Below are 26,169 nucleotides of genomic sequence, written 5' to 3'. Positions count from 1 at the left end.
GGAAAATGCCGCGGGAAGAACAATGGGATCGATACAACATCAATATGGAACAGCCCCAAACTGGCCGAGATACCAGCAAGAAGCCTCGCAAATCGACGTAGGCTGATGATTGTTCTCGCGAACGGCGCATCAATAAGGAACGAGAGTCCCGCATAATGAAACATGGCCAGGACGCAATAACCTCCAGGGCTACCCCGGAGTCGAAACTGATCGTAACGCAGTCGCCCTTCGATGCCTTTGTGCGAAAATACGGCACGATCCCCCGGCGTGGCGTCTTCGGCTATTTCGTCCACGAGCTCGGCCGCCGTATCGTCGGCGGAGACTATCCAGTCGGCGCAACGCTGCCAAACGAGCCCGATTTGGTCGAACAATTCGGCATCAGCCGCACGGTCATCCGCGAAGCGATGAAGTGCCTGGCCGGCAAGGGACTGGTCGAGATCAAGACCCGCGTCGGCACGCGCGTCAAGGAACGCTCCAACTGGCATCATCTCGATACGGATGTCATGGTCTGGTACTATGAGACTGGCCCGTCGGTCGAAATCATGCGATCGATCAAGGACCTGCGATTGGCACTCGAACCGGAGGCGACGGCGCGCGCAGCACTGCGCCGCACCGAGAGCGACATTGCTGCGATCAGCTCCGCCTACGAGGAGATGGCGTCCACCATCGGCGACGTCAACAGCAATGCCGATGCCGATCTGCGCTTTCATACGGCGATCTTCGCCGCCACACACAACATGATCTATTCGCAGCTGATCGATCTGATCGCCGTCGGGATCTATGCCAATCGCACGCTTTCCGGCCATGAGGACATCGCCGAAGGGCAAAAGCGCGCCCTGCCCCTTCACAAGGCGATCCTCGACGCCATCGTCGCACAGGATACGGACGCCGCAATCAAGGCATCGCGAAACCTGCTGGAAGCCTGGCTCGCGCGCAACTACGGCTTCTGACAGATCAAGCCCTGCCCGACCGCCCGGACCTCGCGCTAAGGAGTCATGGCTTCCTGTGCATCCGCCTTGGGTGCCGACGACCCACGGCCGGCGTCTCGGGTGACCGGGATCAGCCAGATGGTCACGCAGGTCGTCAAAGCGACGATGACGACACCCCAGAAGCTCCAGTGCAGGGCCGCATCGAAGACGCTTCTGATCGCGGGATCGGTGACAAGATCGGAAAGGCCGCTGGGCTGATTGAGGATATCGTGCAGCCTGGTTGCGAGCTCGCCGCTGCCATAATGGGCGATGCCAACATTCATGATCGCGCCGAGTGCGGTTGCGCCAAGCGTATTGCCGAGGCTACGCGAGAAGATGATCGATGCGGTGGCGCTGCCGCGCATCGACCACTCCACGCTTTCCTGCACCAGCACGACGCTCGTCAGGCTGATGAGACCCATGCCGAAGCCCATCAGGAACGAGCCGATGCCGGCGATCACCGGGCTGCTCTCCGGCGTCAGGAACAGCAGGAAAAGCGAGCCGAAGGGAAACATGAGACTGCCGGCGCGCAAGGTGTTGCGGATGCCGAAAGTGCGGAAGAACCGGCTCGCCAGCATCACGGCCAGCGGCCAGCCGACAATCAGCATCGTCAGCGTAAAGCCTGCCTCTAGCGGCGAACGACCAAGGACACCCTGAACATAGATCGGCAGAACGGTCGTCAGGCCGATCAGCGCCATGCCGGCAAGCAGCGTTGCGGCATTGCTGGTGGCAATCAGCCGCTGGCTCCAGAGAGCGATCGAAATGATCGGCTCCGGCGCTCGCCGCTCCTGCCACAGGAACAGAATGCCGGTAACGATAAAGACGATCGCCAGGGGACAGAGAACGGCGAAGCCCGCATCGGTTTCCGTCAGGATGACGAGAAGCGACACGATCGATATCGAAAACAGGATCGTGCCGAGATAATCGATCTTCGCCTCGCGCGGCGTAACCGACTCGTGCAGGAAGAGGATGAACCCGACGATGGCGAGCACGCCAAGCGGCAGGTTGATCCAGAAAATCCAGGCCCAGGAGAGATTGTCGACGATGATGCCGCCGGCAAGCGGGCCGATGACGGCGGAGATCGCCCAGACGCTGGCGAGCGCGCCCTGCACCTTGGCGCGCTCCTCCAGCTTATAGAGATCGCCGACGACGGTCATCGTCACAGGCTGAATGGCACCCGCGCCGAGGCCCTGCAGCAGCCTGAAGACGATAAGGGACGCCATCGACCAGGCGAAACCAGCGAGCGTCGAGCCTATGAGAAAGATGATGATGCCGCCGATCAGCATCGGCTTGCGGCCGAAAATATCGGAAAGCTTGCCATAGATGACGGTGGTGGTGGATTGCGCCAGCAGAAAGGCGGAAAAGACCCAGCTATAATAGGTGAAGCCGCCGAGCTGGCCAACGATGCGCGGCATGGCGGTCGCGACGATGGTCGCTTCGATGGCGACCATGAAGGTCGCAAGCATGATCGAGACGATGACCAACGGGCGTCTCGAACGATCGACCGTGCTGGACATGGCATTCCTTTCTGACTGCTGCACCCGGGATCGAAACATGCACATGCCGCCATAACGGCCATGGTCGAGCGCGAAGCTTGTGGGATCAAAGTCTAGGGACGAGACGATTGCGGGCGAGCGCCGGCTGAATCGTTATGATAAGCTTTGCATATTGATACGGGTCGATGTCAACCATTTAAACGCGAACATGTTTTGCGAAATCGCCCCATGACGGCGCCTGGACTGCCGCCTTTCACAAAGCAGGTCGAGCAATCGGTGCGTTCTTCCGCTACATTGCAGCGCGGCGTGATTAGGGCTGCAATGAAACCAAATATGGTTGCTTTGTTTATTTTCTGAACTTATTCTCGGCAAAACAAGCAAAAATCCAGGCGGAACGTCGAATTGCTAACGTCCTCCCAGCAGCAGCTCTTACGGGTCATCAGCCAATCAGGCCCTTCCAGCCGCACAGTTCTGGCAGCCTCCATGGGGCTGAGCAAGGCTGCGATGAGCGGGATTGCGCGCGATCTGATTTCCCTCGGCGTCTTGCGGGAAACGGAAACGATCTACGGACAGGGCCGCCCCTCGATCCTGCTGGACCTGCATCCGGAAGGCGCCTTCTTCGGCGGCATCTCGCTTCTCGAAGACCCGGCGCCGCTGGTTCTCTGCGATTTCAACGGCAATATCGTCGCGCGTCAGACGATGCCACTGTCGCGCGATCCTGATGTCATCGCCGCAATGATCGCCGACACGCTGCCGAAATTGCTTTCCGAATGTAAAGATGCCGGACGAAAGCTTTCAGGCCTTGGTGTTGCGCTCTCCGGTTTCGTCGATGAAAAGCAAGCGAGCTGCGTCAAATCCACGTTACTCGGCTGGCAGGATGTACCGCTTGCCGGTATCGTCAGGCAGAAGACCGGCATCGCCACCTTTATCGAAAACGACGCCAAGGCGGTCGCCGTCAGCGAAAAGCTGTTCGGCGGCGCCCGTGACGTGCAGAATTTCAGCGTCGTTTCCTTCGATGACGGTATCGGGTGCGCCCATTTCGTCGGCGGCAAGCTCTACCGCGGCAATCATGGCGGCGCTGGCGAAATCGCTCATTGCACGATCGAGCTCAATGGTTCGCCCTGCCGCTGCGGCAAGCGCGGCTGTCTCGATACCGTGGCCTCGCTGAAGGCGATCAAGGAAATGGCAAAAGCGGAAGGTCTCGCCTGTCAATCCCTCGACGACTTGGAGACGGAAGCATCTCTCGGCAGTGCCACCGCAATCCGCATCTTGCACCGCGCCGGCAGCGCACTTGGGCTTGCGATTGCGCATCTCATCCAGTTCAACGATCCCGGCCTAATCCTGATTACCCATGTCGAAGGCCGGTTTGATCGCCTCTTCGGCACCGTCATGCGGCAGGCGGTCGAGGCGAACGTATTGCCGCGCTATGCCGGCCAGACGCCGATCCGCACGCAGCGTGTCGATGGCGATGTCTGGGCGCGGGGCGCTGCCAGCATTGCCGCCCATAATTTCCTGATTGGTCCCAACCCCTATTGAGGTTCCCATGCGTATTGCCGTTGGAGGCATTCACATCGAATGCAGCACCTACAATCCCGTCCTGAACGAAGAGAAGGATTTTCGCGTTCTGCGCGGCGCGGAGCTGACTGCCTCGCCCTACTTCGCCTTCCTTAGGGATTATGACGGCGAATTCCTGCCAACCATCCATGCCAGAGCGATCGCCGGCGGCCCGGTCGCCCGTCATACATACGAAGCCTTCAAGGCGGAGTTTCTGGAAGGGCTGAAGGCCCTGCTGCCGCTGGATGGACTCTATCTCGCCATGCACGGCGCCATGTATGTCGAAGGTATGGAAGACGCCGAGGGTGACTGGATCAGTGCGGCTCGCGCCGTCGTCGGTGAGGATTGCATGGTCTCGGCAAGCTACGACCTGCACGGCAATGTCACCCAGCGCATCATCGATGCGCTCGACATGTACTCCACCTATCGCACAGCGCCGCATATCGATGTCGAGGAAACCATGCGCCGCGCCGTCAAGATGCTGACCGAAAGCCTGAAGACCGGCGTGAAGCCGATCCTGCTCTGGGCGCCGATCCCCGTAGTGCTGCCGGGCGAACGTACCAGTACGGTCGATGAGCCGGCCAAGAGCCTCTACGACATGTTGCCCGGCATCGACGCCATCGAGGGCGTCTGGGATGCCTCGCTCATGGTCGGCTATGTCTGGGCCGACGAGCCGCGCGCAACGGCTGCTGCCATCATGACCGGCACGGATCGCAGCATACTCGAACGCGAGGCGAAACGACTGGCCCAGGCCTATTGGGACGTGCGTGAGGATTTCGTTTTCGGCTCGGAGATCGGCTCGATCGAGGAATGCGTCGCGAAGGCAATCGCCAGTACGACCGCGCCCGTGGTTCTGGCGGAATCCGGCGATAACCCGACGGGCGGCGGTGTCGGCGACCGTGCCGATGTGCTGGCTGAATTAATTGCCAACGGTGCAGAAGGCGTCATCTTCGCTGGCATCGCCGACAAGGCTGCTACGGAAGCATGCTATGCCGCTGGCATCGGCGCCACCCTCGATCTCTCCGTAGGCGCATCGCTCGACACTAAAGGCAGCAAGCCGGTCAAGGGTAACTTTACGATCAAGTACCTGCTGGACACTACGGAAGCCAGCGACAGACAGGCCGTCGTCTCCATCGGCGGCATCGATCTCGTCCTGTCGGCCAAGCGCCGCCCCTACCATAATATCGCCGATTTCACCCGCCTCGGCCTTGATCCGCACAAAGCGAAGATCATCGTCGTCAAATCCGGCTACCTCTCGCCGGAACTGGCGCCGATCGCCAACCCGAACCTGATGGCTCTCTCCCCCGGTGTCGTCGACCAGTTCGTCGAACGCCTGCCGCGCCTGCGCAAGGCCAAGCCGACCTATCCCTTCGACAAGGATTTCGACTTCACGCCTGAGATAGCCATTTCGGCACGCGCCGTCGGTCGCTGAAGCTCAAGTCCCATAACCGCGAGGGCGGACATCGTTGATCCGTCATCTCAAGAAGGCGACTCGTTTTGCGGGTCGCCTTTCTGCATTGCGCACAAACATTGTGCATTGCCGAAATTGCACAAAAAAGCGCTTGACGAGACGATCGAGTTCAACTTCTATTGGACCAATTCCAAATTGGTTCACCTTTCAATATGGCAATCAACAGCCTTCCGGAAAATTCGGTTCATGCCCTGGAAAGGCTCCGTGGGCTCTTGAATTCGGCCGATCTCCCGGCGGATGGAAAGCTGCCGACGGAGCGGGCTCTATCGGAGAACCTCGGCGTCAGCCGGCGAGCGATCAGGCGAGCGCTCGAGGTGCTGGAAGCCGAAGGCCACGTCTGGCGGCGCCAAGGCTCGGGAACCTATGTCGGACAGCGACCGGACGATTGGAGCCAGCATGTCAGCACGCTTGTGGCAGGCACGGATCTCATGGAGGTCATGGAAGTCCGCCTGCGTATCGAGCCGCAACTCGCCCAGCTCGCCGCCATGCGCGCCAAGCCCGACGACATCGACCGCATGTACGAACTGGCAAAGAAGATCACCGCCAGCGACGACGCCGACAGCCGCGAACTCTGGGATGGCGCGTTGCATCGGCTGATCGCGCAAAGCGCCGGCAACCAGTTCTTTTTGACCATCTTCGACGTCATCAACCATGTCCGCCAGGACGAAGCCTGGCAAACCATTCGCGAATTGGCCCGCAGCATCAACAAGACCCGCCCGGTCTCCTACGCCCAGCATAGGACGATCATCGACGCGATTGCCGCGCGCAATCCGATGAAGGCGGCCGAGGCCATGCGCGAACATTTGCTGATGCTGCAGGAAAGCCTGATCCGCATCACGTCGCTGGATGCGCAGCAAGCTGAGGAGCCACTGACCGAGGAGGTGGGCTGACCCCAAAGCCGGCCTGCCCACCACGACCGGAGAGGAAACCGGTCGAAACTGCAAAGAACGAAAACGATAAACAGGAGAACGAAATGAAGATCGCCAAATTCATGGCATCGCTTGCCGCCGGCGCCCTGATCGCGCTGCCATCTTTCGCCGTCGAACTCAAGATCGGCCTGCAGGACGATGCCGATGCGCTGGACCCAGCTCAATCCCGCACCTTCGTCGGCCGCATCGTCTATACCGCGCTCTGCGACAAGCTCGTCGACGTAACACCGGACCTGAAGTTCGTGCCGCAGCTCGCCACATCCTGGAAATGGTCCGCCGATGGCAAGCAGCTCGTCATGGAGCTGCGCCAGGGCGTGAAATTCCAGGACGGCACGCCGTTCAATGCGCAAGCTGTTGTCGACAACATCCAGCGCTATCAGACCATGCCGGAATCACGCCGCAAGAGCGAGCTTTCCTCTGTCGCCAAGGTCGAAGCATCCGGTGAATACGAAGCTACCTTCACCCTGAAGGCGCCTGATGTCACGCTGCTTGCCCAGCTTTCCGACCGCTCGGGCATGATGGTTTCGCCAACGGCTGCAAAGGCTGCCGGTGCCAAATTCGGCGACCATCCCGTCTGCTCCGGCCCCTTCAAATTCGTCGAGCGCGTGCAGCAGGACCGGATCGTGCTCGAAAAATTCCAGGATTACTGGAACAAGGACAATATCTTCATCGATAAGGTAACCTATCTGCCGATCCCCGACACAACGGTGCGTCTTGCAAACCTGCGCTCCGGCGACCTCGACATGATCGAGCGCGTGGCCGCCTCCGATGCCGGCACTGTCAAGAGCGATCCCAATCTCGTCTATGCCGACGCTGTCGGCACCGGCTGGCTTGGCGTCTACGCCAATGTCGGCAATGGCGCTCGCGCCGACAATCCAATGGGCAAGGACAAGCGCCTGCGCCAGGCCTTCTCGCTGGCAATCGACCGCGAAGCCGCCATGCAGATCGTCTTCGATGGCACCGGGCTTGCCGGCAACCAGCCTTTTGCACCGAACAGCCCCTGGTTCGACAAGGATATTCCGGTACCCGCCCGCGACGTCGACAAGGCTAAGGCTCTGGTCAAGGAAGCCGGTTTCGACCGTATCCCGGTCGAGCTCGCCGTCGCCAACAATCCCGTATCGATGCAGATGATGCAGATCATCCAGTCGATGGTTGCTGAAGCCGGCTTCGACGTGACACTGAAGACGACGGAATTCGCGACCCTGCTCGACGCGCAGTCGAGCGGCAACTACCAGCTCAGCCGATCCGACTGGTCCGGCCGCTCCGATCCGGACGGCAATATCCAGCAGTTCGTGACAACAGGCGCCGGCCTCAACGATTCCAAATACAGCAATCCGGAGGTCGACAAGCTGCTGCTTGAGGCGCGCCAGTCTCAGGACAACACCGTACGCAAGCAGAAATACGATGCGGCCGAGGCGATCCTCAGCCAGGACCTGCCGATCATCTTTCTCGGGCATCAGGCCTGGATCTGGGCCTACAATAAGAAGGTGTCCGGCTTTGTGCCCTCCCCGGACGGCATGATCCGCCTCGTAGGCGTGAAGAAAAGCGGCTGAGCTATGAGCGCCATGCGGGCTTCTTTCCGGATGGCGCTTTCACATTCGACATCGCGGCAAGGATCTGCCCATGTATAGCTATATCGGAAAGAGGCTGCTCGTCGCCATACCGACGCTTCTGATCATTTCGATCTTCGTCTTCTCGCTGCAGAAGCTTCTGCCCGGCGATCCGGTGCTAGCCATGGCAGGCGAGGAGCGCGATCCTCAGGTGCTGGAGCTGTTGCGCGAGAAATATCGCCTGAGCGACCCTGTGATCTACCAATATGGCTACTGGCTGCAGGGCGTCGCCAAGGGCGATCTCGGCGTTTCACTGCGCACCAACCAACCGGTGCTGACGCTCGTTGCCGAAAAGCTGCCGGTCACCATTCAGCTCGCCGTCATGTCGATGATCTTCGCCTTCGCCATCGGCATTCCCATGGGCATATTGGCGGCGGTGAAGAAGAATAGCTTCATCGATTTTCTCGCCAACATCATCGCCTTGTGCGGCCTGTCCGTGCCGAATTTCTGGCTCGGCATCATGCTGATCCTGCTGGTCTCGGTGAAGCTGCATTGGCTGCCGGCCTCGGGATACCAACCCTTCTTCGAAGATCCATGGCGCTCCATCCAGACGATGCTGATGCCATCCTTCGTGCTCGGCAATGCGCTTGCTGCCACCTTGATGCGCCACACGCGCTCGTCGATGCTGAGCGTGCTCAGCGCCGACTATATCCGCACTGCCCGCGCCAAGGGCCTGCCGGAGATGGCCGTCGTGCTGCAGCACAGCTTCCGCAACGCCATCCTGCCCGTTGTCACCGTCAGCGCCCTGCTGTTCGGAGAGCTCCTGGCCGGTGCCGTTCTGACCGAGCAGATATTCACCATCCCCGGCTTCGGCAAGCTGATCGTCGATGCGGTCTTCAACCGGGATTACGCCGTCGTCCAGGGCGTGGTGCTCTGCACGGCCATCGGCTTCATCGCCATGAACCTTATTGCCGATATTCTCTACGTCCTCCTCAATCCGCGCATGAGGGCAGCCCTATGAGCACCATCGTTCAGACGGCCGCTGCAGCCCCTCCCGCCAAGCGCGCTCCCAATCGGGCCTGGCGGAAGCTGAGGGCCAACAAGGGGGCCTTGGTCGGACTTGCCATCATCCTTTTCTTTACCGCACTTGCTGCGCTTGCACCGCTCCTGCCGATTCCGGACCCGGTCGCAACCAGCTGGTCTGCGATCCGCAAGGCGCCATCCGCCGCACACTGGCTCGGCAGCGACGATCTCGGCCGCGACATTCTCTCCCGCATGATCTGGGGCGCACGGGCATCGCTGATGGCCGGCGTCTTCTCGGTTGCCATCGCGGTCGCGATCGGCGTGCCCTTCGGTCTCATCTCCGGCTACTATGGCGGCTGGATCGACCAGATCATCTCGCGCATCACCGAGGCCTTCCTGGCGATGCCATTCCTTATCACCGCTATTGCGCTTGCCGCCTTCCTCGGCCCGAGCCTCACCAACGCGATGATCGCGATCGGATTGTCCGCAACGCCGGTCTTCGTGCGGCTGACGCGCGGCCAGGTGCTGGCGGTCAAGACGGAGGATTATGTCGAGGGCGCCCGCTCGATCGGTCTCACCCATTTCAGCATCATCTCCCGCTATATCCTGCCCAACGTCTTTGCTCCGATCCTCGTGCAGGCAACACTCACCATCGCGACCGCCATCATCGCCGAGGCGAGCCTCTCCTTCCTCGGGCTCGGCCAGCAGCCGCCTGCCCCTAGCTGGGGCTCGATGCTCAATGTCGCCAAGAACTATCTCGAACAGGCGCCCTGGATGGCCATGTGGCCGGGTGCCGCTATTTTTCTCGTCGTGATCGGCTTCAATCTCCTCGGCGACGGCCTGCGCGATGCGCTCGACCCGCGCGAAGCATGAATAAACTCAAAAGGATGCCCCCAATGACCGCATTCACCACCCGCCCTGAAATCCTCGGCACCTTCGGCGTCGTCACGTCGACGCACTGGATCGCATCCGCCGTCGGCATGAGCATTCTCGAAAAGGGCGGCAACGCCTTCGACGCGGCCGTTGCTACAGGCTTCGTGCTGCAGATCGTCGAGCCGCATCTCTGCGGGCCGGGCGGCGACATGCCAGCCATCCTCTATTCCAAGAAGAAGGATAAGGTCGAGGTCATCTGTGCCCAAGGCCCGGCACCGGCCGGCGCGACGATCGAGCATTACAGGCGCGAGGGGCTGAAACTGATCCCCGGCGATGGCCTGCTCGCCACCGTCATCCCCGGTGCCTTCGATGGCTGGATGCTGATGCTACGCGATTACGGCAGGCTGACCGTCCGCGACGTACTGGAACCGGCGATCCATTATGCGGAGAAAGGCCATCCAGTCCTGCCGCGCGTCTCCGCCACCATCGCAGGTCTTGCCGATTTCTACCGCAAGGAATGGCCGACCTCCTACGAGACCTGGCTGCCGGGGGGAGCTGCGCCCGAACCCTGGTCCAATTTCAGGAACCCGGTTCTTGCCGACACCTGGAAGCGTGTTGTCGCGGAAGCGGAAAGCAAGAGCGATCGCGAAGCGCAGATCGAAGCCGCTCGCGATGCCTATTACCGCGGCTTCGTCGCAGAAGCCATCGACAGCTATGTCAGCAAGACGGAGGTCATGGATGCAAGCGGCGGGCGCCACAAGGGCGTGCTGACCGCCGACGACATGGCCAACTGGCAGGCGACGGTCGAGGCGCCGCTGACCTATGATTATCACGGCTGGACGGTCGCCAAGATCGGCCCCTGGGGTCAAGGCCCCGTCTTCCTCCAGACACTGTCGCTGCTCAAGGGTTTCGATCTGGCCGGCATGGATCCCGCCGGCGCCGATTTCGTCCACACCGTGACCGAGGCCATGAAACTCGCCTTTGCCGATCGCGAGGTCTATTACGGCGACCCCAATTTCACGCGCGTACCGCTCGAAACCCTACTGTCGGACGCCTATGCCGACGAGCGCCGCCGGCTGGTTTCGTCAGAGGCGTCGCTTGCCCTGCGCCCCGGCAAGCTGCCCGGCTTTGAAAGCCAGTACGATCTTACCATGGCGATGCTCGACGCACCGGAAGCCAAGAGCGGCGCGGTCTATGAGCCCACCATGTCGCATCTTACCGAGAAGCGCGGCGACACCGTGCATATCGATGTCATCGACCGCGAAGGCAACATGATCTCGGTCACGCCATCGGGCGGCTGGCTGCAATCCTCGCCGATCATTCCTGGCCTCGGCTTCTGCCTCAATTCTCGCGCCCAGATGTTTTGGCTGCAGCCGGGTCTGCCCTCCTCGCTGGCACCGGGCAAGCGGCCACGTACGACGCTGACCCCGACAATGGCACTGCATGAAGGACGCCCGACGCTCGCTTTCGGCACGCCCGGCGGCGATCAACAGGAGCAGTGGCAGCTCTCCTTCTTCCTGCGCTATGTCCATCATGGGCTGAACCTGCAGGAAGCGATCGACAAGCCGCTGTTCCACAGCACGCATTTCCCGAGCTCCTTCTATCCGCGCACCCGCGAACCGGGTGGCCTGACGGCGGAGGCGAATTTCGGCGCTGACGTGCTCGATACGCTCCGCAAGAGAGGCCACCAGCTGACCGTCGCACCGGAGTGGACCGTGGGTCGGCTGACCGCCGCACGGCGCGACGCCGATGGCCTCTTGCGCGCAGCGGCAACACCTCGTTTGATGCAAGCCTATGCCGTTGGGAGATAGAGCCGATGACATGGTCGATCGTTGCCCGAGAACCCGAAACCGGAAATCTCGCCATCGCCGTCGCCACGCGCTTCTTTGCCGTCGGCAGCATCGTGCCGCATATTCGCGGCGGCATCGGCGCGGTTGCGACGCAGGCCTTTGCCAGCCCGCTTTACGGCATCGACGGACTTGCGATGCTGGCATCCGGGCATGCGCCCCATGAAATTCTGGAAACGCTGAGCGCCCGCGACGAAGGCCGCGAACAGCGGCAGTTTCACCTGATCGACAACAAGGGCAACAATGCCGCCTTTACCGGCGCCAGGTGTATCGATTGGGCGGGGCATCTGGTCGACGACAATGTATCGGTGGCCGGCAACATGCTGGCTGGACCGCAGGTGATTGCGGAAACGCTTGCGACCTTCAAGAAGGCCGCAGGCAAACCACTTGCGGAGCGGTTGCTCGAAGCCATGCGGGCGGGCGAAGATGCAGGCGGGGATAAGCGTGGCAAGCAATCGGCAGCACTCGTCATCCACCGTGACCAGGATTACGCTTGGCTGAACATCCGAGTCGACGACAGCGCCGATCCGCTGACCGAACTCGAGCGGCTCTACACAGTTGCGCAGGAACGCTATTTGCATGTCGCAGAAACCATGCCGACGCGGCAGAACCCCAGCGGGATGACCGACCGCCGCGAGGTCGACGAAAAGATTGCCGCGCTTGAGGCCAAGAGGATTGCCGAAGGTCGCCCTTCAGCCTCCCGTGCCACGATGGCAGTCCCATCGTGAGCAATCGCGATTGAAGCCTGACCAATGGTAAAATCATAAAAGGGAACTTCATGCCGACCGTTGCAGCGCAGATGACCAATCCACACACCCAGCCTGTTCTTTCCATCTCCAATCTCACCACGTCGTTTCTCGTCGATGGCGAGTGGCGCAAGGTCGTGAAGGACATTTCCTTCGATGTCATGCCGGGAGAGACGGTCGCCATCGTCGGCGAAAGCGGCTCCGGCAAGAGCGTGACCTCGCTCTCGATCATGCGGCTTCTTGCAAGAGCAAACAGCCGCACCGAAGGTTCGATCCGGCTAAACGGCCGCGATCTCCTGGCATTGCCGGAGGCCGAGATGCGCAAGGTGCGCGGCAAGGACGTCGCGATGATCTTCCAGGAGCCGATGACTTCACTCAATCCGATCTTCACCATCGGCCGGCAGATTTCCGAGGCGCTGACCTGCCATCGCAATATTTCCAAGGCGGAGGCAAAAGCCGAAACGATCCGCCTCCTGGAGAAAGTGCGCATCCCCAACGCGTCCTCGCGCTTCGACGAATATCCGCACCAGTTTTCCGGCGGCATGCGCCAGCGCGTGATGATCGCCATGGCGCTTGCCAGTCGCCCGAAACTCCTGATCGCCGATGAGCCGACGACCGCGCTCGACGTGACAATCCAGGGCCAGATCCTCGATCTCATCAAGGTGCTGCAGGAAGAGGAAGGCATGTCCGTCCTCTTCATCACCCACGACATGGGCGTCGTCGCCGAAATCTCGGACCGCACCATCGTCATGTATCGCGGCGAAGCGGTGGAGACCGGCAAGACCGACGATATCTTTCATCGCGGCCAGCATCCTTACACCCGCGCCCTGCTGTCAGCCGTGCCGCGCCTCGGTTCCATGAAAGATCAGCCGCAGCCGCTGCGCTTCCCGGTCGTCGACGCAAGCACTGGCGAGCGCAGCGAACCGAAGGCGCTCGCGGATACCGTCGATCACGGCAAGACACCGGTGCTCGAGGTGAAGAACCTCGTCACCCGCTTCGATCTTCGTGGCGGCCTGCTGGCCCGCCCAACGGGCGCGATCCATGCGGTCGAGAATGTCTCCTTCGATCTTGCACAAGGGGAAACGCTGTCGCTGGTCGGCGAATCCGGCTGCGGTAAGTCGACGACGGGGCGCTCCATCATGCGCCTCATCAATCCCAAATCCGGCGAGGTTCGCCTCGACGGCTATGACGTGATGAAGCTCAATACGCTAGATCTGCGCCGGATGCGCCGCAGCATCCAGATGATCTTCCAGGACCCGTTCGCGAGCCTCAATCCGCGTATGACGATCGGCGCTGCGGTTGCCGAACCCTTCATCGAGCATCGCTTGGGCACGCGCGCCGAAGCCCGGGAAAAAGCCGCCGATCTTCTGGAGCGCGTCGGGCTAAAGGCCGACATGATGAGCCGCTATCCACACGAATTCTCCGGCGGCCAGCGTCAGCGCATCTGTATTGCCCGCGCGCTTGCGCTCGATCCGAAAGTAATCGTCGCCGACGAAAGCGTCTCGGCACTCGACGTGTCGATCAAGGCGCAGGTTTGCAATCTGCTGATGGATCTGCAGCAGAGCCTCAATCTCTCCTATCTCTTCATCTCGCACGACATGGCCGTGGTCGAGCGCGTCAGCCACCGCGTCGCCGTCATGTATCTCGGCGAGATCGTCGAGATCGGCCCGCGCGCGTCGGTTTTCGAGAATCCACAGCATCCCTACACGAGGAAGCTGATGGCGGCCGTCCCGGTACCGGATCCATCCCGGCGCGGCATCCGGCGCAACCTCGCCGTCGACGAATTGAAGAGCCCGGTGCGCCCCGTCGGCTATCAGCCACCCGCGCGACACTACCGCGAAGTCTCGCAGGGCCATCTGGTTCGAATGGAGGAGGCTGCCTGACGCGCATTCTGACCTTGACGCCACCGAATTCCGGGCAAATATCGGCATCCTGTTTTCCGTCTCATCTGGAGTGAATGATATGACCGATAGCGTGCTCGATATTCCGGTAAAGAGGATCGACGGCAGCGATACGACACTTGCCGACTATCGCGGCAAGGTCATCATGGTCGTCAATGTCGCGTCCAAATGCGGCCTGACGGTACAGTACGAAGGATTGGAAAAGCTCTATGAAGAAAAGCGCGGCGAAGGTCTGGTCATCGCCGGCTTCCCGGCCAATGATTTCAAGGGCCAGGAGCCAGGCACCGACAAAGAGATTCTGGACTTCTGCACGCTGACCTACGACGTGCAGTTCCCGATGTTCTCCAAGATCGCAGTGACTGGCGACGAGCGTCATCCGCTGTACGACAGCCTGATCGCATCCGGCGTCGAGACCATCGGCGACGGTCCGATGCGTGCCCGCCTCGCCGATCGCGGCCTGCACACCGGCGACAATGGCGGCATCGTCTGGAACTTCGAGAAATTCCTGATTGGCCGCGACGGCAAGGTTGCCGCGCGCTTTGCGCCCGACGTAACCGCCGACGATCCGCGCCTGCTCTCAGTTCTGGAAAAGGAGCTGGCGCGCGCCAACTGAGGCGTGAGCTCTCTTTTGGACCTCCAAAAATAACACATCACATCAATAGGTTGCGCTACTTTTCAGGGCGAGGGCCTGGCGTGTTCAGCCGGATGGCGTAATTGCCTGCCCTCCAGCCTGGGAGTATCTTTCCCTATCCGAATACATCGTGACGGAACGCTGCATCAATTCTGATGGGAGGATGTCATGCGCGAACCTGATATGCAGAAACTCGATACCCTTGTCGGGCGCTTGGTCGGCGATCTCGGCGCGGCGGTCTCAGGCGTGTTGGTAACGCTCGGAGACCATTTGGGCCTGTTCAAGGCCATGGCTGACGGAACGCCAAGGACTTCGGCCGATTTGGCCGACAAAGTCGGTGTGAAAGAACGCTATGTGCGCGAATGGCTGTCAGCTCAGGCAGCCGCCGACTATGTCAGTTATGACGATAAGACCGAGCGCTTCTACCTGACGCCGGAACAGGCAATGGTATTTGCGGAGGAAGACAGCCCTGCCTTTTTCGTCGGCGCTTTCGATGTCGTTCAATCCATGTGGATCGACGAGCCGAAGGTCGTCAACGCCTTCAAGACCGGCAGCGGCCTTGGTTGGCATGAGCACAGCACCTGCCTGTTTCGCGGCACGGAACGCTTCTTCCGGACAGGCTACAACAGCCATCTCGTTTCGGAATGGATACCGGCGCTCGACGGCATGCAGGAAAAGCTCGAGGCCGGCGCGATCGTCGCCGATGTCGGCTGCGGCCACGGCGCCTCGACCATCCTGATGGCAGAAGCCTATCCGAACTCGACTTTCTTCGGCTTCGACTACCATCTCCCGTCCATCGAACGAGCGAAAGCTGCGGCGCAGGAAGCGGGCGTTGCGGGCCGTATCACGTTCGAACAGGCGACCGCCAAGGACTTCCCGGCTGCCGACTACGATCTTGTGGCGATGTTCGATTGCCTGCACGACATGGGCGATCCCGTCGGTGCCGGCAAACATATTAAGGAAACCCTCGCCGATGACGGCACCTGGATGATCGTCGAGCCCTTCGCCCATGATTGCCTGAAGGACAATCTCAACCCCGTCGGCCGCGTCTACTACGGGGCTTCAACGATGATCTGTACGCCAGCCTCGCTGTCGCAGGAGGTCGGGCTTGGTCTGGGCGCGCAGGCTGGCGAGCTGAAACTGCGCAAGGTTGCCATGGATGCGGGCTATTCGCATTTCCGCAAGGCGACTGAAACGCCGTTCAACATGATCTTCGAAGTCAGGGCATGAAGATTGTGCCGCACGCTTCGTCCAACGCGCGGCACCGCATCTTATAGACGCTGCCCGTCTTCCCCGAACAACGACGCGAGCGCCGGCTGAAAATAAACCGGCTGCTCGGTGTCGAGTGCGACATCCTCATCGGCATCGATCCGCACCGACAGTGTTTCGCCGCCGACCTGGCCCCAGATCAGATTGTCCGAGCCCATGGGCTCGACGATGGTGAACGTCGCCGGCAGGCTGGCAGCCCGCCCGCTCGCGGGCCGGAACTGCATTTGCTCGGGCCGAACGCCAAGTGTCGCCTTGCGGCCCTCGCCCGGCGTGCCGGAAAACTCGTAGCCGTTGAGGTCGATCGCGCGGCCATCCGGCAACATGAACGCCGGCATGCCGCCATTGCTCGCCACCTGCCCCGACAGGAAGTTCATCGATGGCGAGCCGACGAAGCCTGCCACGAAGCGATTGACCGGACGGCGATAGATCTCCTTCGGCGTGGCGAATTGCTGGATGACGCCGCCGCTCATGACGGCGATGCGATCGGCGAGCGTCAACGCCTCGATCTGGTCATGCGTCACGTAGATCATGGTGGAACCGAGGCCGCTATGCAGGCGCTTCAGCTCGACACGCAGCTCGGTTCTGAGCTTGGCGTCAAGGTTGGAGAGCGGCTCGTCGAACAGGAAGACGTCGACGTCACGCACCAGCGCACGGCCAATGGCGACACGCTGGCGCTGGCCGCCGGAAAGCTCCCCCGGTCGCCGTTTGCGCAAGGGGTCGATCTGCAGGATCTGCACGGCGCGGTCGACACGCTCGGCAATCTCCTCCTTCGCCATGCCCGCAATGCGCAGCCCGAAGGAGAGATTTCCTTCGACGGTCATCGTCGGGTAAAGCGCATAGGACTGGAACACCATGCCGATGCCGCGGTCCTTCGGTTCCTCCCAGGTGACGTTCCTGTCGCCGATCCAGATCTGGCCGTCCGTGATATCGGTCAGCCCGGCAATGGCGTTGAGCAAGGTCGACTTGCCGCAGCCGGAGGGGCCGAGGAGTACGATGAACTCGCCGGATTGTATCTCAAGATTGAGCGATTTCAGGACGCTGACGCTGCCGAAATCGATTGCAAGTTCGCGAATGGAAACATTGGCCATGAACTATCCCTTGACTGCGCCGGCGGTGATACCGCGCACGAACCAGCGGCCCGAGCCGAAATAGACGATCAACGGAACCAGGGCGGTGAGGATGGTCGCCGCCATGTTGACGTTGTAGAGCTTCTCACCCTGGGTGGAGTTGACAATGTTGTTGAGCTGCACGGTCATGGGGAAGTTTTCTCGGCCGGCGAAGACGACGCCGAAGAGGAAATCGTTCCAAATGCCGGTCACCTGCAGGATCGCCGCGACCACCAGGATCGGGATCGACATCGGGATCATCAGCCGGAAGAAGATCTGCCACAGCCCCGCGCCGTCGATGCGAGCTGCCTTGAAGAGCTCCATCGGCAGGCTCGAATAATAGTTGCGGAAAAGCAGCGTCAGCACCGGCAGACCGAAGACTGTGTGGGTGATGATGATGCAGGGCAACGTCGAATAGATGCCCACGTCGCGATAGATCAGAACCAGCGGATAGATGAACACCTGGTACGGTATGAAGGCGCCGAGCAGCAGGATGGCAAAGAGCACGTTTGCCCCTTTGACCCGCCAGAAGGATAGCGCATAGCCGGTCAGCGACGAGATCAGGATCGACAAAATCATGCTCGGGATCAGGATCTTCACCGAATTCCAGAAGCCGACGCTGATGCCGCCGCATTCCAGTCCGGTGCAGGCCGTGCTCCACGCCTGTATCCAGGCATCCGCAGTCCACATTTGCGGAAAGGCGAAGATATTGCCCTGACGGATCTCCGGCATGGATTTGAACGAGGTGACAAGCATCACATAGAGCGGCAGCAGGAAGAACAGGGCCGCGATGACGAGAAAGAGATAAAGGCCGATGCGTCCTGGGGTCAGATGCTGCGGCTTGCGGCCGGTCGGACCCTGCATGGCACCAGTGACGGAAGATGGCGTCGTCATCAGTTCCCCCTCGGCTTTTCACGGAAATATTCATAATAGAGCCAGGGCGTCACCAGGATAACCACCGTGATGAACATCACGGTCGATGCTCCGGTTGCAAGGCCGATATTGCCGCGCCCGAAGAGGTAATCCATGATGAATTTCCCGGGCACTTCGGTCGCGATACCCGGACCGCCGCCGGTCGTCGCCAGAACCAGTTCGTAAACCCTCACAACCGCAATCGCCAGAAGAACGCTGGCGGTGATGATGGTCGGTCTCAGGATCGGGATGACGATATGCAGGTAAACGCGCCAGCTCGGTATGCCGTCGATGCGGGTCGCCTTCCACAATTCCCGGTCGACGCCGCGCAGGCCCGCAAGCATGATCGCCATGACGAGGCCGGAAGATTGCCAGACACCGGCAAGCACGATGACGTAGAGCGCGAGATCGCTCTGGACGATCCAGTCGAAGCGGAACCAGGTGAAGCCGACACTGTCGGCAACCTTTTGCAGGCCGAGCGTCGGATTCATGATCCACTGCCAGACCAGCCCGGTGACGATGAAGGACATGGCAAAGGGATAGAGGAAGATCGTCCGGAAGGTGTTTTCGAAACGGACCTTCTGATCGAGCGCGACGGCGAGAAGAAAGCCGAGGATCAGACAGCCGGCAATGAAGAGAATGCCGAAGACGACGACGTTCTGCAGCGACAGCAGCCAGCGCGCCGTCGAAAACAACCGCTCATACTGCTTCGTGCCGACGAAAGTGTTGACCGGCAGCACCTTGCTGTCCGTGAACGATATCCAGATGTTCCAGACGACGGTGACGACATAGGCCAGAAGCACGATGGCGAAGGCTGGAAACAGGGCCACGTAGGGCGAAAAATGTATCCTCCTGCGGCTGACGCTCGCAGGTGCGACAGCCGCTTTTGCAGCAGTGGCGCTCGTATTGGGGCTGCTCATGGACGCGCTCCTCCTCAGCATTCATGGAAACCGGCGGCAGGCTCACCTGCCGCCGCATGGATGTCGATCGAAGCTTACTTGGCCTGTTCGATGACCTGGGCAAACTGCGTGGCGAACTGGTCCGCCGTCATGCTGGGCGTCGTCCAGTATTGAGCAATGAGATCGCCTTCGGTCTGGACGATATCTTGAGGGGTCAGCACGTCGGGTGCCAGGATCTGGCGGCTCGGATCCTTGAGTGCGTTCAGGCCCTTCTGGGCGCAAGCGTCGAGCTTTGACGTATCGACGTCGAGACGCACGGGCACCGAACCCTTCTTGGAGTTGAAGGCAAGCTGGCCTTCCTTCGACATGATGACGGTAGCGAGCAGGGTCTGGGCGTCGGTCGCCGTCTTATCCTTGAGAACGGGGAAGACGAAAATGTCGCCGCCCATCATGAAGTTGGATTCGCCAGGTCCGAGGATGCAGCCGAAATCCTTGTCGGCGACGAGGCCGGCATGGATGAATTCACCCTTGGCCCAGTCGCCCATGAACTGGATGCCGGCCTTGCCGTCGATCAGCATGCCGGTCGCGACGTTCCAGTCGCGGTTCGGGCTGCCAGGGTCCTGATAGTTGCGGAGCTTGGCGAAGACTTCCGCCACATGCTTGAACTGGTCGGACTTGACGGCATCCGTGTCGAGATCCTTCCAGACCTTAGCATAGAGATCCTTCCCGCCCTCGCCGAGCAGGATGGCGTTGAACATCGACTGCAGCTGCCAAGGTTGACCGCCGACGGCAACCGGGATCAGGCCGGCAGCCTTGATCTTGTCGAGCGCGGCAAACATTTCATCCCAGGTCTTCGGCTCTTCCGTCACGCCGGCCTTGGTGAAAACGGCCTTGGAATAGAAGACCCAATTCTGGCCGTGATCGTTGATGGGAGCGCCATAGATATGATCCTGGAACTGGATGGCCTGATAGAAAGATGGTGTCAGAACCGATTTCCAATCCTGCTCCTTGGCGAGATCGTCGAGCGGCCGCAGCAGGCCCTGCTGGGCCAGTTCGTTCATCTGCGTGCCGGTGTTGAACTGCATGGCCGTCGGCGGATTGCCGCCGATGATGCGGTTGATGCCGATCGGACGAGCAGTCGAGCCGGAGCCGGCAATTGCGGTATCCACCCATTCGCCGCCTGCAGCGTTGAAGGCCTTGGCCAGCTCCTTCACGGCTGCGGCTTCACCGCCCGAAGTCCACCAATGCAGAACTTCGGCCTTCTTGCCTTCGGCCAGAGCGCCGGTCACGCTCGCCGCGACCAGCGCCGTAGCGCCGACCAATGCCATCATCAATTTGCGCATGCGTTCCTCCTCCTTTGAGGGCGTTCTTCAAACGCCTTTCCTCAGCCGCCGCCGTCTCCAGACACCGGATGCCGAATCTCCTGATCCTCCAAAACTGTGCGGCAGGGCCTCCGTTCCCTGCAGCACGTGAGCAATGCTTCCTCAGGCATTGCCCCTTCGTCAAGCCCGCAGTCCAAAAGGACCGCATTTTCTCAACTCTATAGCGCACTCAATGAGAAACGTCCCTCATTTATTGCGCGCGGTATTGGATCGGGCCGACCGCAACTACTGTGGATTGCAACCACAGAACGCGATTGCGCCGAACGCTCGAATGCCGTCATCACCTCAAGGGCGTGGAAAGCTAGTTCCGACGATACCCGATGCTGACGTCCCGAGCGAAGGGAATCCACCATCTCCGCCGCGCCCAATCCGCGCAGACCGAGATGACCTGGCACACCTTCCGTATAGGGGTGATCGACGGGGATCTCCCTCCACGCCTCATCGCCATCGCGAAATATCTCAACCTTGCCGCTGAAATTGTTTGGATCCGGCGTCACCATAGTACCTTCCGAACCGTAAAGCTCGATCTGATTGTGCTTGTGCTTGATAACATCAAAGCTGGTGGCAATGGTGACGGTCGCACCGCTATGGAACTCCATAACGCCCGTCAGATGGGTCGGCACCAGTACCTTAATCGTCTCGCCGCGACGCGGATCAGTCTTCACCGTGCGTTCGATGCGGGTGATCTTCGCAGTGCCAAAGATCTCGCGCACGGGGCCGAGCAAGGCGATGAGGTTCGTCACGTAGTACGGACCGACATCGAGCATCGGCCCGCCGCCGCGGCCGTAGAAGAAGTCTGGGTTGGGATGCCAATGCTCATGACCCGGCAACAGCAGCATGGCGGTGGCCGAAATCGTCTTGCCGATGCGCCCTTCATCGAGCAAGCGCCGTGTCAACTGGTGACCGCCGCCAAGGAAGGTGTCGGGAGCGCAACCGAGCCGCAGGTCTCCTGCCCGCGCGATGGCCATCAACTCCTCCGCCTCGCCCATGGAGACGCCAAGCGGCTTCTCCGAATAGACATGCTTGCCGGCAAGCAGCGCCTTCTTGCTGATGGCATAATGCGAGACCGGCGTCGTCAGGTTGATGATGAGACCGATTTCCGGATCGGAAAGCATCGTATCGAGCGCAACGGCCTCGATGCCAAACTGCTCGGCGAGCTTGCGGGCAGGCTCCTGATAAAGATCGTAAACAGACTTCACGCGAATGAAATCAAACATATGCAGGGTCGCAACATAGGTGGCGCTGATATTGCCGGCGCCGACAATGCCGACTTTCATGGGTTCGTTGCTCATTGGCTTGCCTCTAGGAAATGGTGATATCGAGTTCGGCGGCAGCGGCGCGCAGATAGCTCATGCCACGGCGCATCTCGTCATCGAATTCCGTCGTCGCTTCGCGGAAATGGGTCCAATGCGATGCACCCGGCGCGTCTTCCAGCTCCAGCGTGATCGGGCCGGAATAGCCGATGGTCTTGAGTGCCGCGAAAATCGCCTTCCAATCGATCTTGCCGCGCCCCGGGCGCCAATGGGCGTTGGTGTGCCCTTCATTATCGGAAAAATGCGTGTTGAAGATCCGATCGCCGAGCGCCAGCACGACGTAATGCGGCATGTCGCCGGCCGGAAAGAGATGGCTCGGGTCGAAGTTCAGGCCGAGATTGGCGGCACCGGTGCGCTCGATCAGCCGCAGCATGCCCTGACCGGAGCTGACCCAGCGATAAGGATGCGGCTCGATCGCGACCTTGAGACCCGCGGCGGCGGCAATCTCGCAAGCCCGGATAAAACCCTCCACGACGGCTTCATATTCACCCGTCCAATCCCATTGCGGTTCGACTGCCGCGCCCCACTCCTGCGAGATCGGCCGCTGCAGGATCGGCCTGACCTCGGACTGAAACGGATAGGGTGTCATGCTGGTAACGATCGGCGTGCCGATCGCGGCGGCGACTTCCATGCCGCGCCTGTAGCCATCGAGGTCAACTGTCGAGACGGCAGCATTTGCTGCGCGGCTGAAGGGTAGATTGAAGAAGAAGTTGGTGAGCACCAGCCCCTCTCCGTCTGCAATCTGCTTCAACTCGCGGATGGTTTCGCGCGTGTAGTAGCTCAACATGTCCACCGACCAGGCGGTGAGCTCAAATCCCTTGCAGCCTGTCGCAGCGAGCCGCCGCAACGGCGCTTGATACGGCGGGTTCCAATTGAAGGTCCAAATAGGCGATCCGAAAAAAAGCGATCCGTCGCTCACGTCATCCTCCCCTTACAATGCGTGAAGCCGCGCGCGGCGAGGCCTCCACGCCTGAACAATGTGCCTTGCCGATGAGCTTCCTCACTCGAAATCGGCAATTCGTAACGTTACGATTATGGAAAAGAGGAAGACTGTCAATCAGCGATTTTCTGGCCGACTAACGTTTCAATATTGCGCAATCTGCAAATTCGTAACGTTACGAATACCTTCTCGCCGCCTGCTCATCCTGCAAGCAGCAATATTTTTCAAGCGTGACGTGACTGGCTTTGATGATCGACGAAGGCGGCTTGGACGACTTCGCGCAGATCGGCCGGATTTTCGCCGGCGATTGCCCGATGCAGGAAGGCCGCCAATCGCTCGCCTATGGCATGGTTCGAATAGTGAAAGGTACTCAAAGGCGGGTTGAAGAAATCTGGCAGTGCGGTGCCGCCATAGGTAATCAGCGCGAAATCACTGCCGGCCTGCCGCCCGGCATCGCGCAAGCCGGCGAGGAAACCGAGAGCTGCCTCCTCGCTGGCAACGAAAGCGGCGGTCGCTGCGGGATTCTGCGCTGCTATGTGCTTTGCCATCTCGCGACCATTGTCGGGTGTCGCCGTGGTGAAATGGATGCCATCATCAGGCACATCGAGATGATGCTCGGCAAAAGTCCTGCGCCACCCTCTTACGAATTGCAGGCTGTAGGTGAATTGCTGGTTGGGCGCGATCAGCAGCGGCATATGGTGGCCGGCATCGAGCAGAAGGCGTGCAGCCTCTGCGCCGATCACTTCATGATCGAGATCGATGCTCGGATGAACGCTCAAGAGCTCCGTCCGCCCGAAGGTGACAAAAGGCATGCCGACTTCAAGCAGGTATTTGACGCGATCGTCCTGTGGTGTCGTATGCGTGATGATGACGCCGTCGACCGATCCCTCCTCGACGATATCGCGCACCGTCGCGAGTGGATCATCTGCCTGGAGCTGCGGGACGATTGTCGTTCGGTACCCTCGCGACTTCATATAGCGCGAAGCGCCTTCGATCAGCGAGGCAACGACAATGTTCATCTCGCCCTCACGCCCGAAAGGCAGCACGATGCCGATGGCGTGGGTTTTGCCGGTGCGCAGATTGATGCCACCGAGATTGGGACGATAGCCAAGCTCGCCCGCAACGCGCTTGACCAGTTCGATGGTCTCGCGATTGACCTCTGCGCCCTCCTTAAGGGCACGGCTGACCGTCGTGACCGAAAGACCGAGAGCCGTAGCAACGGTCCGCAAGGTCACGCGCTGACCTACTTCGCGACGCAAGCCGCGCCCCGCCGCCAATCCCTGCACCTTCGACAAATCATTCCGCTCCGCCATGTCGGAGCGAGAATGCCCGCAGGCGGGTGACGATGCAAGCGCAGGCTGCGATCAAAGTCGACAAGGGGGGAAGGTCGTGTTTGGGCTGTTATCCGATAGTATCACCCGACATCGGGGCACAACCTTGAGCATCTGTATTCAGCCCGCATTCAGAAAAGCAATTTTAAGATGCATATCGTTAGTCATTCTATCATTAGGGGAAACTCATGGACAAATACACCAAAACTGTTTTGACAATCATCGCCGTCGCGCTCGCGGCAATCGCCATCCAAAACACAATCACGCCGGCACAAGCGGTCGGTGGCGGCTGCGGTACCGAGACCTATCGGCCCTGCTATGTAAAGCTGGTGAACTAGAGCGGATCCAGATTTTAGGTTGAACAGACCTAAATCATCCGGCTCTAGCGCAACCACCGCTGCCCGTGGGATACCTCGGGCAGCTTTTATCTCAGCCGATTATGAATCAGCGCCTTTTCGCGCAGCCTGAATGGCCGTGCGGGCGCCGGCGCGCAGCTGCGCCGTTTCCGTGCCGGCGATAACCAGATCGAGGCCAAGCTTCAGATATTCCCCGGCGCGGGCGCCATCGCCGCCGAAGGCGCAAATGACCTTGCCGTGGGCGCGGCAGCGTGCCAGCACGGTTGCAAGCGCCTGATCGATCGCGGCGCTATCGGGTGCAAGACGGGCGCCGTTCGAAAGCGCGATCGAAAGATCGGACGGGCCAACAAAGATACCATCGATGCCGTCGACCGCGAGAATCTCGTCGATCGCATCGAGTGCCATGCGGGTTTCCACCATGGCGATGGTGGCGGTCAGGCTGTTGGCGCTCTGCAGATAATCTTCAGCTGGCAGGCCGAAATGATTGAGCGCCAGCGATGGCCCCCAGCTCCGCTCACCGAGCGGCGGATATTTCGTCGCTTGCACCAACGCGCGCGCATCATCGGCAGAATTGATCATCGGCGCGATAATCGCGGAGGCGCCCGCATCGAGAAGGCGCGAGGCAGAGGCAAAATCGCCGACGGGAATGCGGGCAATCGCCGGCTTGCCGGCCAGGCGCACATAGGCAATCCCGTTGGCGGCAGACTCCATGTTCCACATGCCATGCTGCATATCGAGCACGATGGTGTCGAAGTCTTCCTGCGCCAGATGATTGACGAGCATCGGATCGGGTATGCCGACCCAGCCGGAGATCATGCCGCCATTCTCGCGGCGTTTCAGGCGTCCGGTAAAACCGTTCATGTCAGTCGTCATCGTCTTTCCTCACCTATCAACAGCAGGGCTCTGCTTTTTGCCAGCCTCGACCGTCAAATCAAGGCGAGCCGTTGCAAGCGACAATACCCAATTCCCACTGTCGGGCCACTCGAAAGTGCACATGCGACTGAAGCAAATCGACGAAGCACGGCTGCGACCATCTTCGGTTGTCGTGCCGAAAGATGATTTCAAATCTGCCAGACGACCATGACAAATATGCAGTTATTTAGGTCGGTTGGTCACGCTCGCAAGACGCCAAGGCGTGACTGAAGACGAGAAATGCCGACAGGCAGACGGCATCGCCCAACCGCAGGATTTCGCCGGCGCCTTATCGCTCAACGTCCAGCAAAACGCTGCTTCGCAAAGTCCGTGACAGGCGTGTAGAGGCTGATGAGCGTACCCTCGGGATCGCGGATCTGCGCTGCCCGGTTGCCCCATGGCATCAGCTTCGGTTCGTGCACGACCTCCACCATGTCCTTTAGCTTTGCGAATTCGGCATCGACATCATCAACCTGGAATTCGATGATGATAGAGCGATTGGCGCAGGGCTCGGCACTGCCCTCCTTGAACAGAGCGACGGTCTCGACGCTCCCGATCGCAAGCGTCGCCGCGGGGGTGACGATCTCGGCAAAGACCGGTGCCAGCCACTCGGCCCGATGGCCGGTGACCATCTCATAAAAGCCGACCATTTTCCTGATGTCTGAGGCGATCAGACGCGTGGATGCCAGTTTCATCGCATACTCCTTCAAAAGGCCGGCCGAACATATCGTTGGCGCTCGAAGGCTCTTGTTGCATAAGG

23 protein-coding genes are annotated in these 26,169 nt (G+C 60.5%); 13 read left to right on the top strand and 10 right to left on the bottom strand.

Going from position 1 to position 26,169, the window contains the following annotated elements; all coding sequences use genetic code 11:
* The first annotated feature begins 155 nt into the window (after window positions 1-155).
* Window positions 156-950 carry a FadR/GntR family transcriptional regulator gene (locus FBZ99_RS16310; protein ID WP_113355833.1) on the top strand — a complete coding sequence of 265 codons (795 nt, stop codon included), beginning with the start codon at window positions 156-158 and terminating at the stop codon, window positions 948-950.
* Between the two features lie 35 nt (window positions 951-985).
* On the opposite strand, the gene FBZ99_RS16305 is transcribed toward FBZ99_RS16310, so the two are convergent.
* Window positions 986-2,485, bottom strand: coding sequence for an MDR family MFS transporter (locus FBZ99_RS16305; protein WP_145634026.1), 1,500 nt, complete (start codon window positions 2,483-2,485; stop codon window positions 986-988).
* A 381-nt stretch (window positions 2,486-2,866) separates the two neighbouring features.
* On the opposite strand from FBZ99_RS16305, the gene FBZ99_RS16300 reads away from it, so the two are divergent.
* The 11 genes from FBZ99_RS16300 (at window position 2,867) to FBZ99_RS16250 (ending at window position 16,219) form a co-directional block, all read left to right on the top strand.
* Entirely contained in the window at window positions 2,867-4,000 is a 1,134-nt protein-coding gene (locus FBZ99_RS16300) for an ROK family transcriptional regulator (protein ID WP_113355831.1), read from the top strand.
* Window positions 4,001-4,007: 7 nt separating this feature from the next.
* Entirely contained in the window at window positions 4,008-5,450 is a 1,443-nt protein-coding gene (locus FBZ99_RS16295) for a M81 family metallopeptidase (RefSeq protein WP_145634023.1), read from the top strand.
* A gap of 191 nt (window positions 5,451-5,641) precedes the next feature.
* Window positions 5,642-6,379, top strand: a complete 738-nt coding sequence (locus FBZ99_RS16290; protein WP_113355829.1) for a FadR/GntR family transcriptional regulator — start codon at window positions 5,642-5,644, stop codon at window positions 6,377-6,379.
* Window positions 6,380-6,462: 83 nt separating this feature from the next.
* The gene (locus FBZ99_RS16285; RefSeq protein WP_145634021.1) at window positions 6,463-7,971 is read left to right on the top strand and encodes an ABC transporter substrate-binding protein; all 1,509 of its coding nucleotides are present in this window, start codon (window positions 6,463-6,465) and stop codon (window positions 7,969-7,971) included.
* 70 nt (window positions 7,972-8,041) lie between these two features.
* A complete protein-coding gene (locus tag FBZ99_RS16280; protein ID WP_145634019.1) occupies window positions 8,042-8,989 on the top strand; it encodes an ABC transporter permease in 948 nt (315 codons plus the stop codon).
* A complete protein-coding gene (locus FBZ99_RS16275) occupies window positions 8,986-9,864 on the top strand; it encodes an ABC transporter permease (protein WP_113355826.1) in 879 nt (292 codons plus the stop codon). The genes FBZ99_RS16280 and FBZ99_RS16275 overlap by 4 nt, the downstream gene beginning before the upstream one ends.
* Before the next feature lie 23 nt (window positions 9,865-9,887).
* Entirely contained in the window at window positions 9,888-11,675 is a 1,788-nt protein-coding gene (locus tag FBZ99_RS16270; protein ID WP_145634017.1) for a gamma-glutamyltransferase family protein, read from the top strand.
* Between the two features lie 5 nt (window positions 11,676-11,680).
* Window positions 11,681-12,439 (top strand): DUF1028 domain-containing protein, encoded by a 759-nt coding sequence (locus tag FBZ99_RS16265; protein ID WP_145634015.1) that lies wholly within the window; start codon window positions 11,681-11,683, stop codon window positions 12,437-12,439.
* Between the two features lie 50 nt (window positions 12,440-12,489).
* Window positions 12,490-14,340: an ABC transporter ATP-binding protein gene (locus tag FBZ99_RS16260; protein ID WP_173004575.1), complete on the top strand. Its 1,851-nt coding sequence runs from the start codon at window positions 12,490-12,492 to the stop codon at window positions 14,338-14,340.
* 79 nt (window positions 14,341-14,419) lie between these two features.
* Window positions 14,420-14,971, top strand: a complete 552-nt coding sequence (locus FBZ99_RS16255; protein ID WP_145634013.1) for a glutathione peroxidase — start codon at window positions 14,420-14,422, stop codon at window positions 14,969-14,971.
* Window positions 14,972-15,157: 186 nt separating this feature from the next.
* Entirely contained in the window at window positions 15,158-16,219 is a 1,062-nt protein-coding gene (locus FBZ99_RS16250) for a class I SAM-dependent methyltransferase (RefSeq protein ID WP_145634009.1), read from the top strand.
* Window positions 16,220-16,260: 41 nt separating this feature from the next.
* Here the strand turns inward: FBZ99_RS16250 and FBZ99_RS16245 are convergent, their stop codons facing one another.
* From FBZ99_RS16245 to FBZ99_RS16215, 7 genes are all read right to left on the bottom strand, one after another.
* Window positions 16,261-17,346, bottom strand: a complete 1,086-nt coding sequence (locus FBZ99_RS16245) for an ABC transporter ATP-binding protein (protein ID WP_113389394.1) — start codon at window positions 17,344-17,346, stop codon at window positions 16,261-16,263.
* A 3-nt stretch (window positions 17,347-17,349) separates the two neighbouring features.
* Window positions 17,350-18,258, bottom strand: coding sequence for a carbohydrate ABC transporter permease (locus FBZ99_RS16240; protein WP_069614645.1), 909 nt, complete (start codon window positions 18,256-18,258; stop codon window positions 17,350-17,352).
* Window positions 18,258-19,196, bottom strand: a complete 939-nt coding sequence (locus FBZ99_RS16235) for a carbohydrate ABC transporter permease (protein ID WP_113329766.1) — start codon at window positions 19,194-19,196, stop codon at window positions 18,258-18,260. Before FBZ99_RS16235 ends, FBZ99_RS16240 begins: the two co-directional genes overlap by 1 nt.
* Before the next feature lie 74 nt (window positions 19,197-19,270).
* On the bottom strand, window positions 19,271-20,518 hold the full coding sequence (locus FBZ99_RS16230) for an ABC transporter substrate-binding protein (RefSeq protein WP_233788581.1): 1,248 nt from the start codon (window positions 20,516-20,518) through the stop codon (window positions 19,271-19,273).
* 197 nt (window positions 20,519-20,715) lie between these two features.
* Window positions 20,716-21,849: a Gfo/Idh/MocA family protein gene (locus tag FBZ99_RS16225; RefSeq protein ID WP_113350497.1), complete on the bottom strand. Its 1,134-nt coding sequence runs from the start codon at window positions 21,847-21,849 to the stop codon at window positions 20,716-20,718.
* A gap of 10 nt (window positions 21,850-21,859) precedes the next feature.
* Entirely contained in the window at window positions 21,860-22,789 is a 930-nt protein-coding gene (locus FBZ99_RS16220; RefSeq protein WP_113329764.1) for a sugar phosphate isomerase/epimerase family protein, read from the bottom strand.
* 245 nt (window positions 22,790-23,034) lie between these two features.
* Window positions 23,035-24,096 (bottom strand): LacI family transcriptional regulator, encoded by a 1,062-nt coding sequence (locus FBZ99_RS16215; RefSeq protein WP_233788593.1) that lies wholly within the window; start codon window positions 24,094-24,096, stop codon window positions 23,035-23,037.
* A 233-nt stretch (window positions 24,097-24,329) separates the two neighbouring features.
* On the opposite strand from FBZ99_RS16215, the gene FBZ99_RS33120 reads away from it, so the two are divergent.
* Window positions 24,330-24,479, top strand: coding sequence for a hypothetical protein (locus tag FBZ99_RS33120; protein ID WP_015342612.1), 150 nt, complete (start codon window positions 24,330-24,332; stop codon window positions 24,477-24,479).
* 99 nt (window positions 24,480-24,578) lie between these two features.
* Here FBZ99_RS33120 and FBZ99_RS16210 read toward each other — a convergent pair whose 3' ends face one another.
* Window positions 24,579-25,370, bottom strand: a complete 792-nt coding sequence (locus FBZ99_RS16210; RefSeq protein ID WP_113329762.1) for an HpcH/HpaI aldolase family protein — start codon at window positions 25,368-25,370, stop codon at window positions 24,579-24,581.
* A 335-nt stretch (window positions 25,371-25,705) separates the two neighbouring features.
* Window positions 25,706-26,104 carry a VOC family protein gene (locus tag FBZ99_RS16205; protein WP_113350499.1) on the bottom strand — a complete coding sequence of 133 codons (399 nt, stop codon included), beginning with the start codon at window positions 26,102-26,104 and terminating at the stop codon, window positions 25,706-25,708.
* Window positions 26,105-26,169: the final 65 nt, after the last annotated feature.

This window comes from Rhizobium sp. ERR 1071, from assembly GCF_007828675.1.
GTDB lineage: Bacteria > Pseudomonadota > Alphaproteobacteria > Rhizobiales > Rhizobiaceae > Rhizobium > Rhizobium dioscoreae.
Note: the sequence above shows the minus strand (reverse complement) of the source record. Positions and strands in the feature narration are given on the sequence as shown.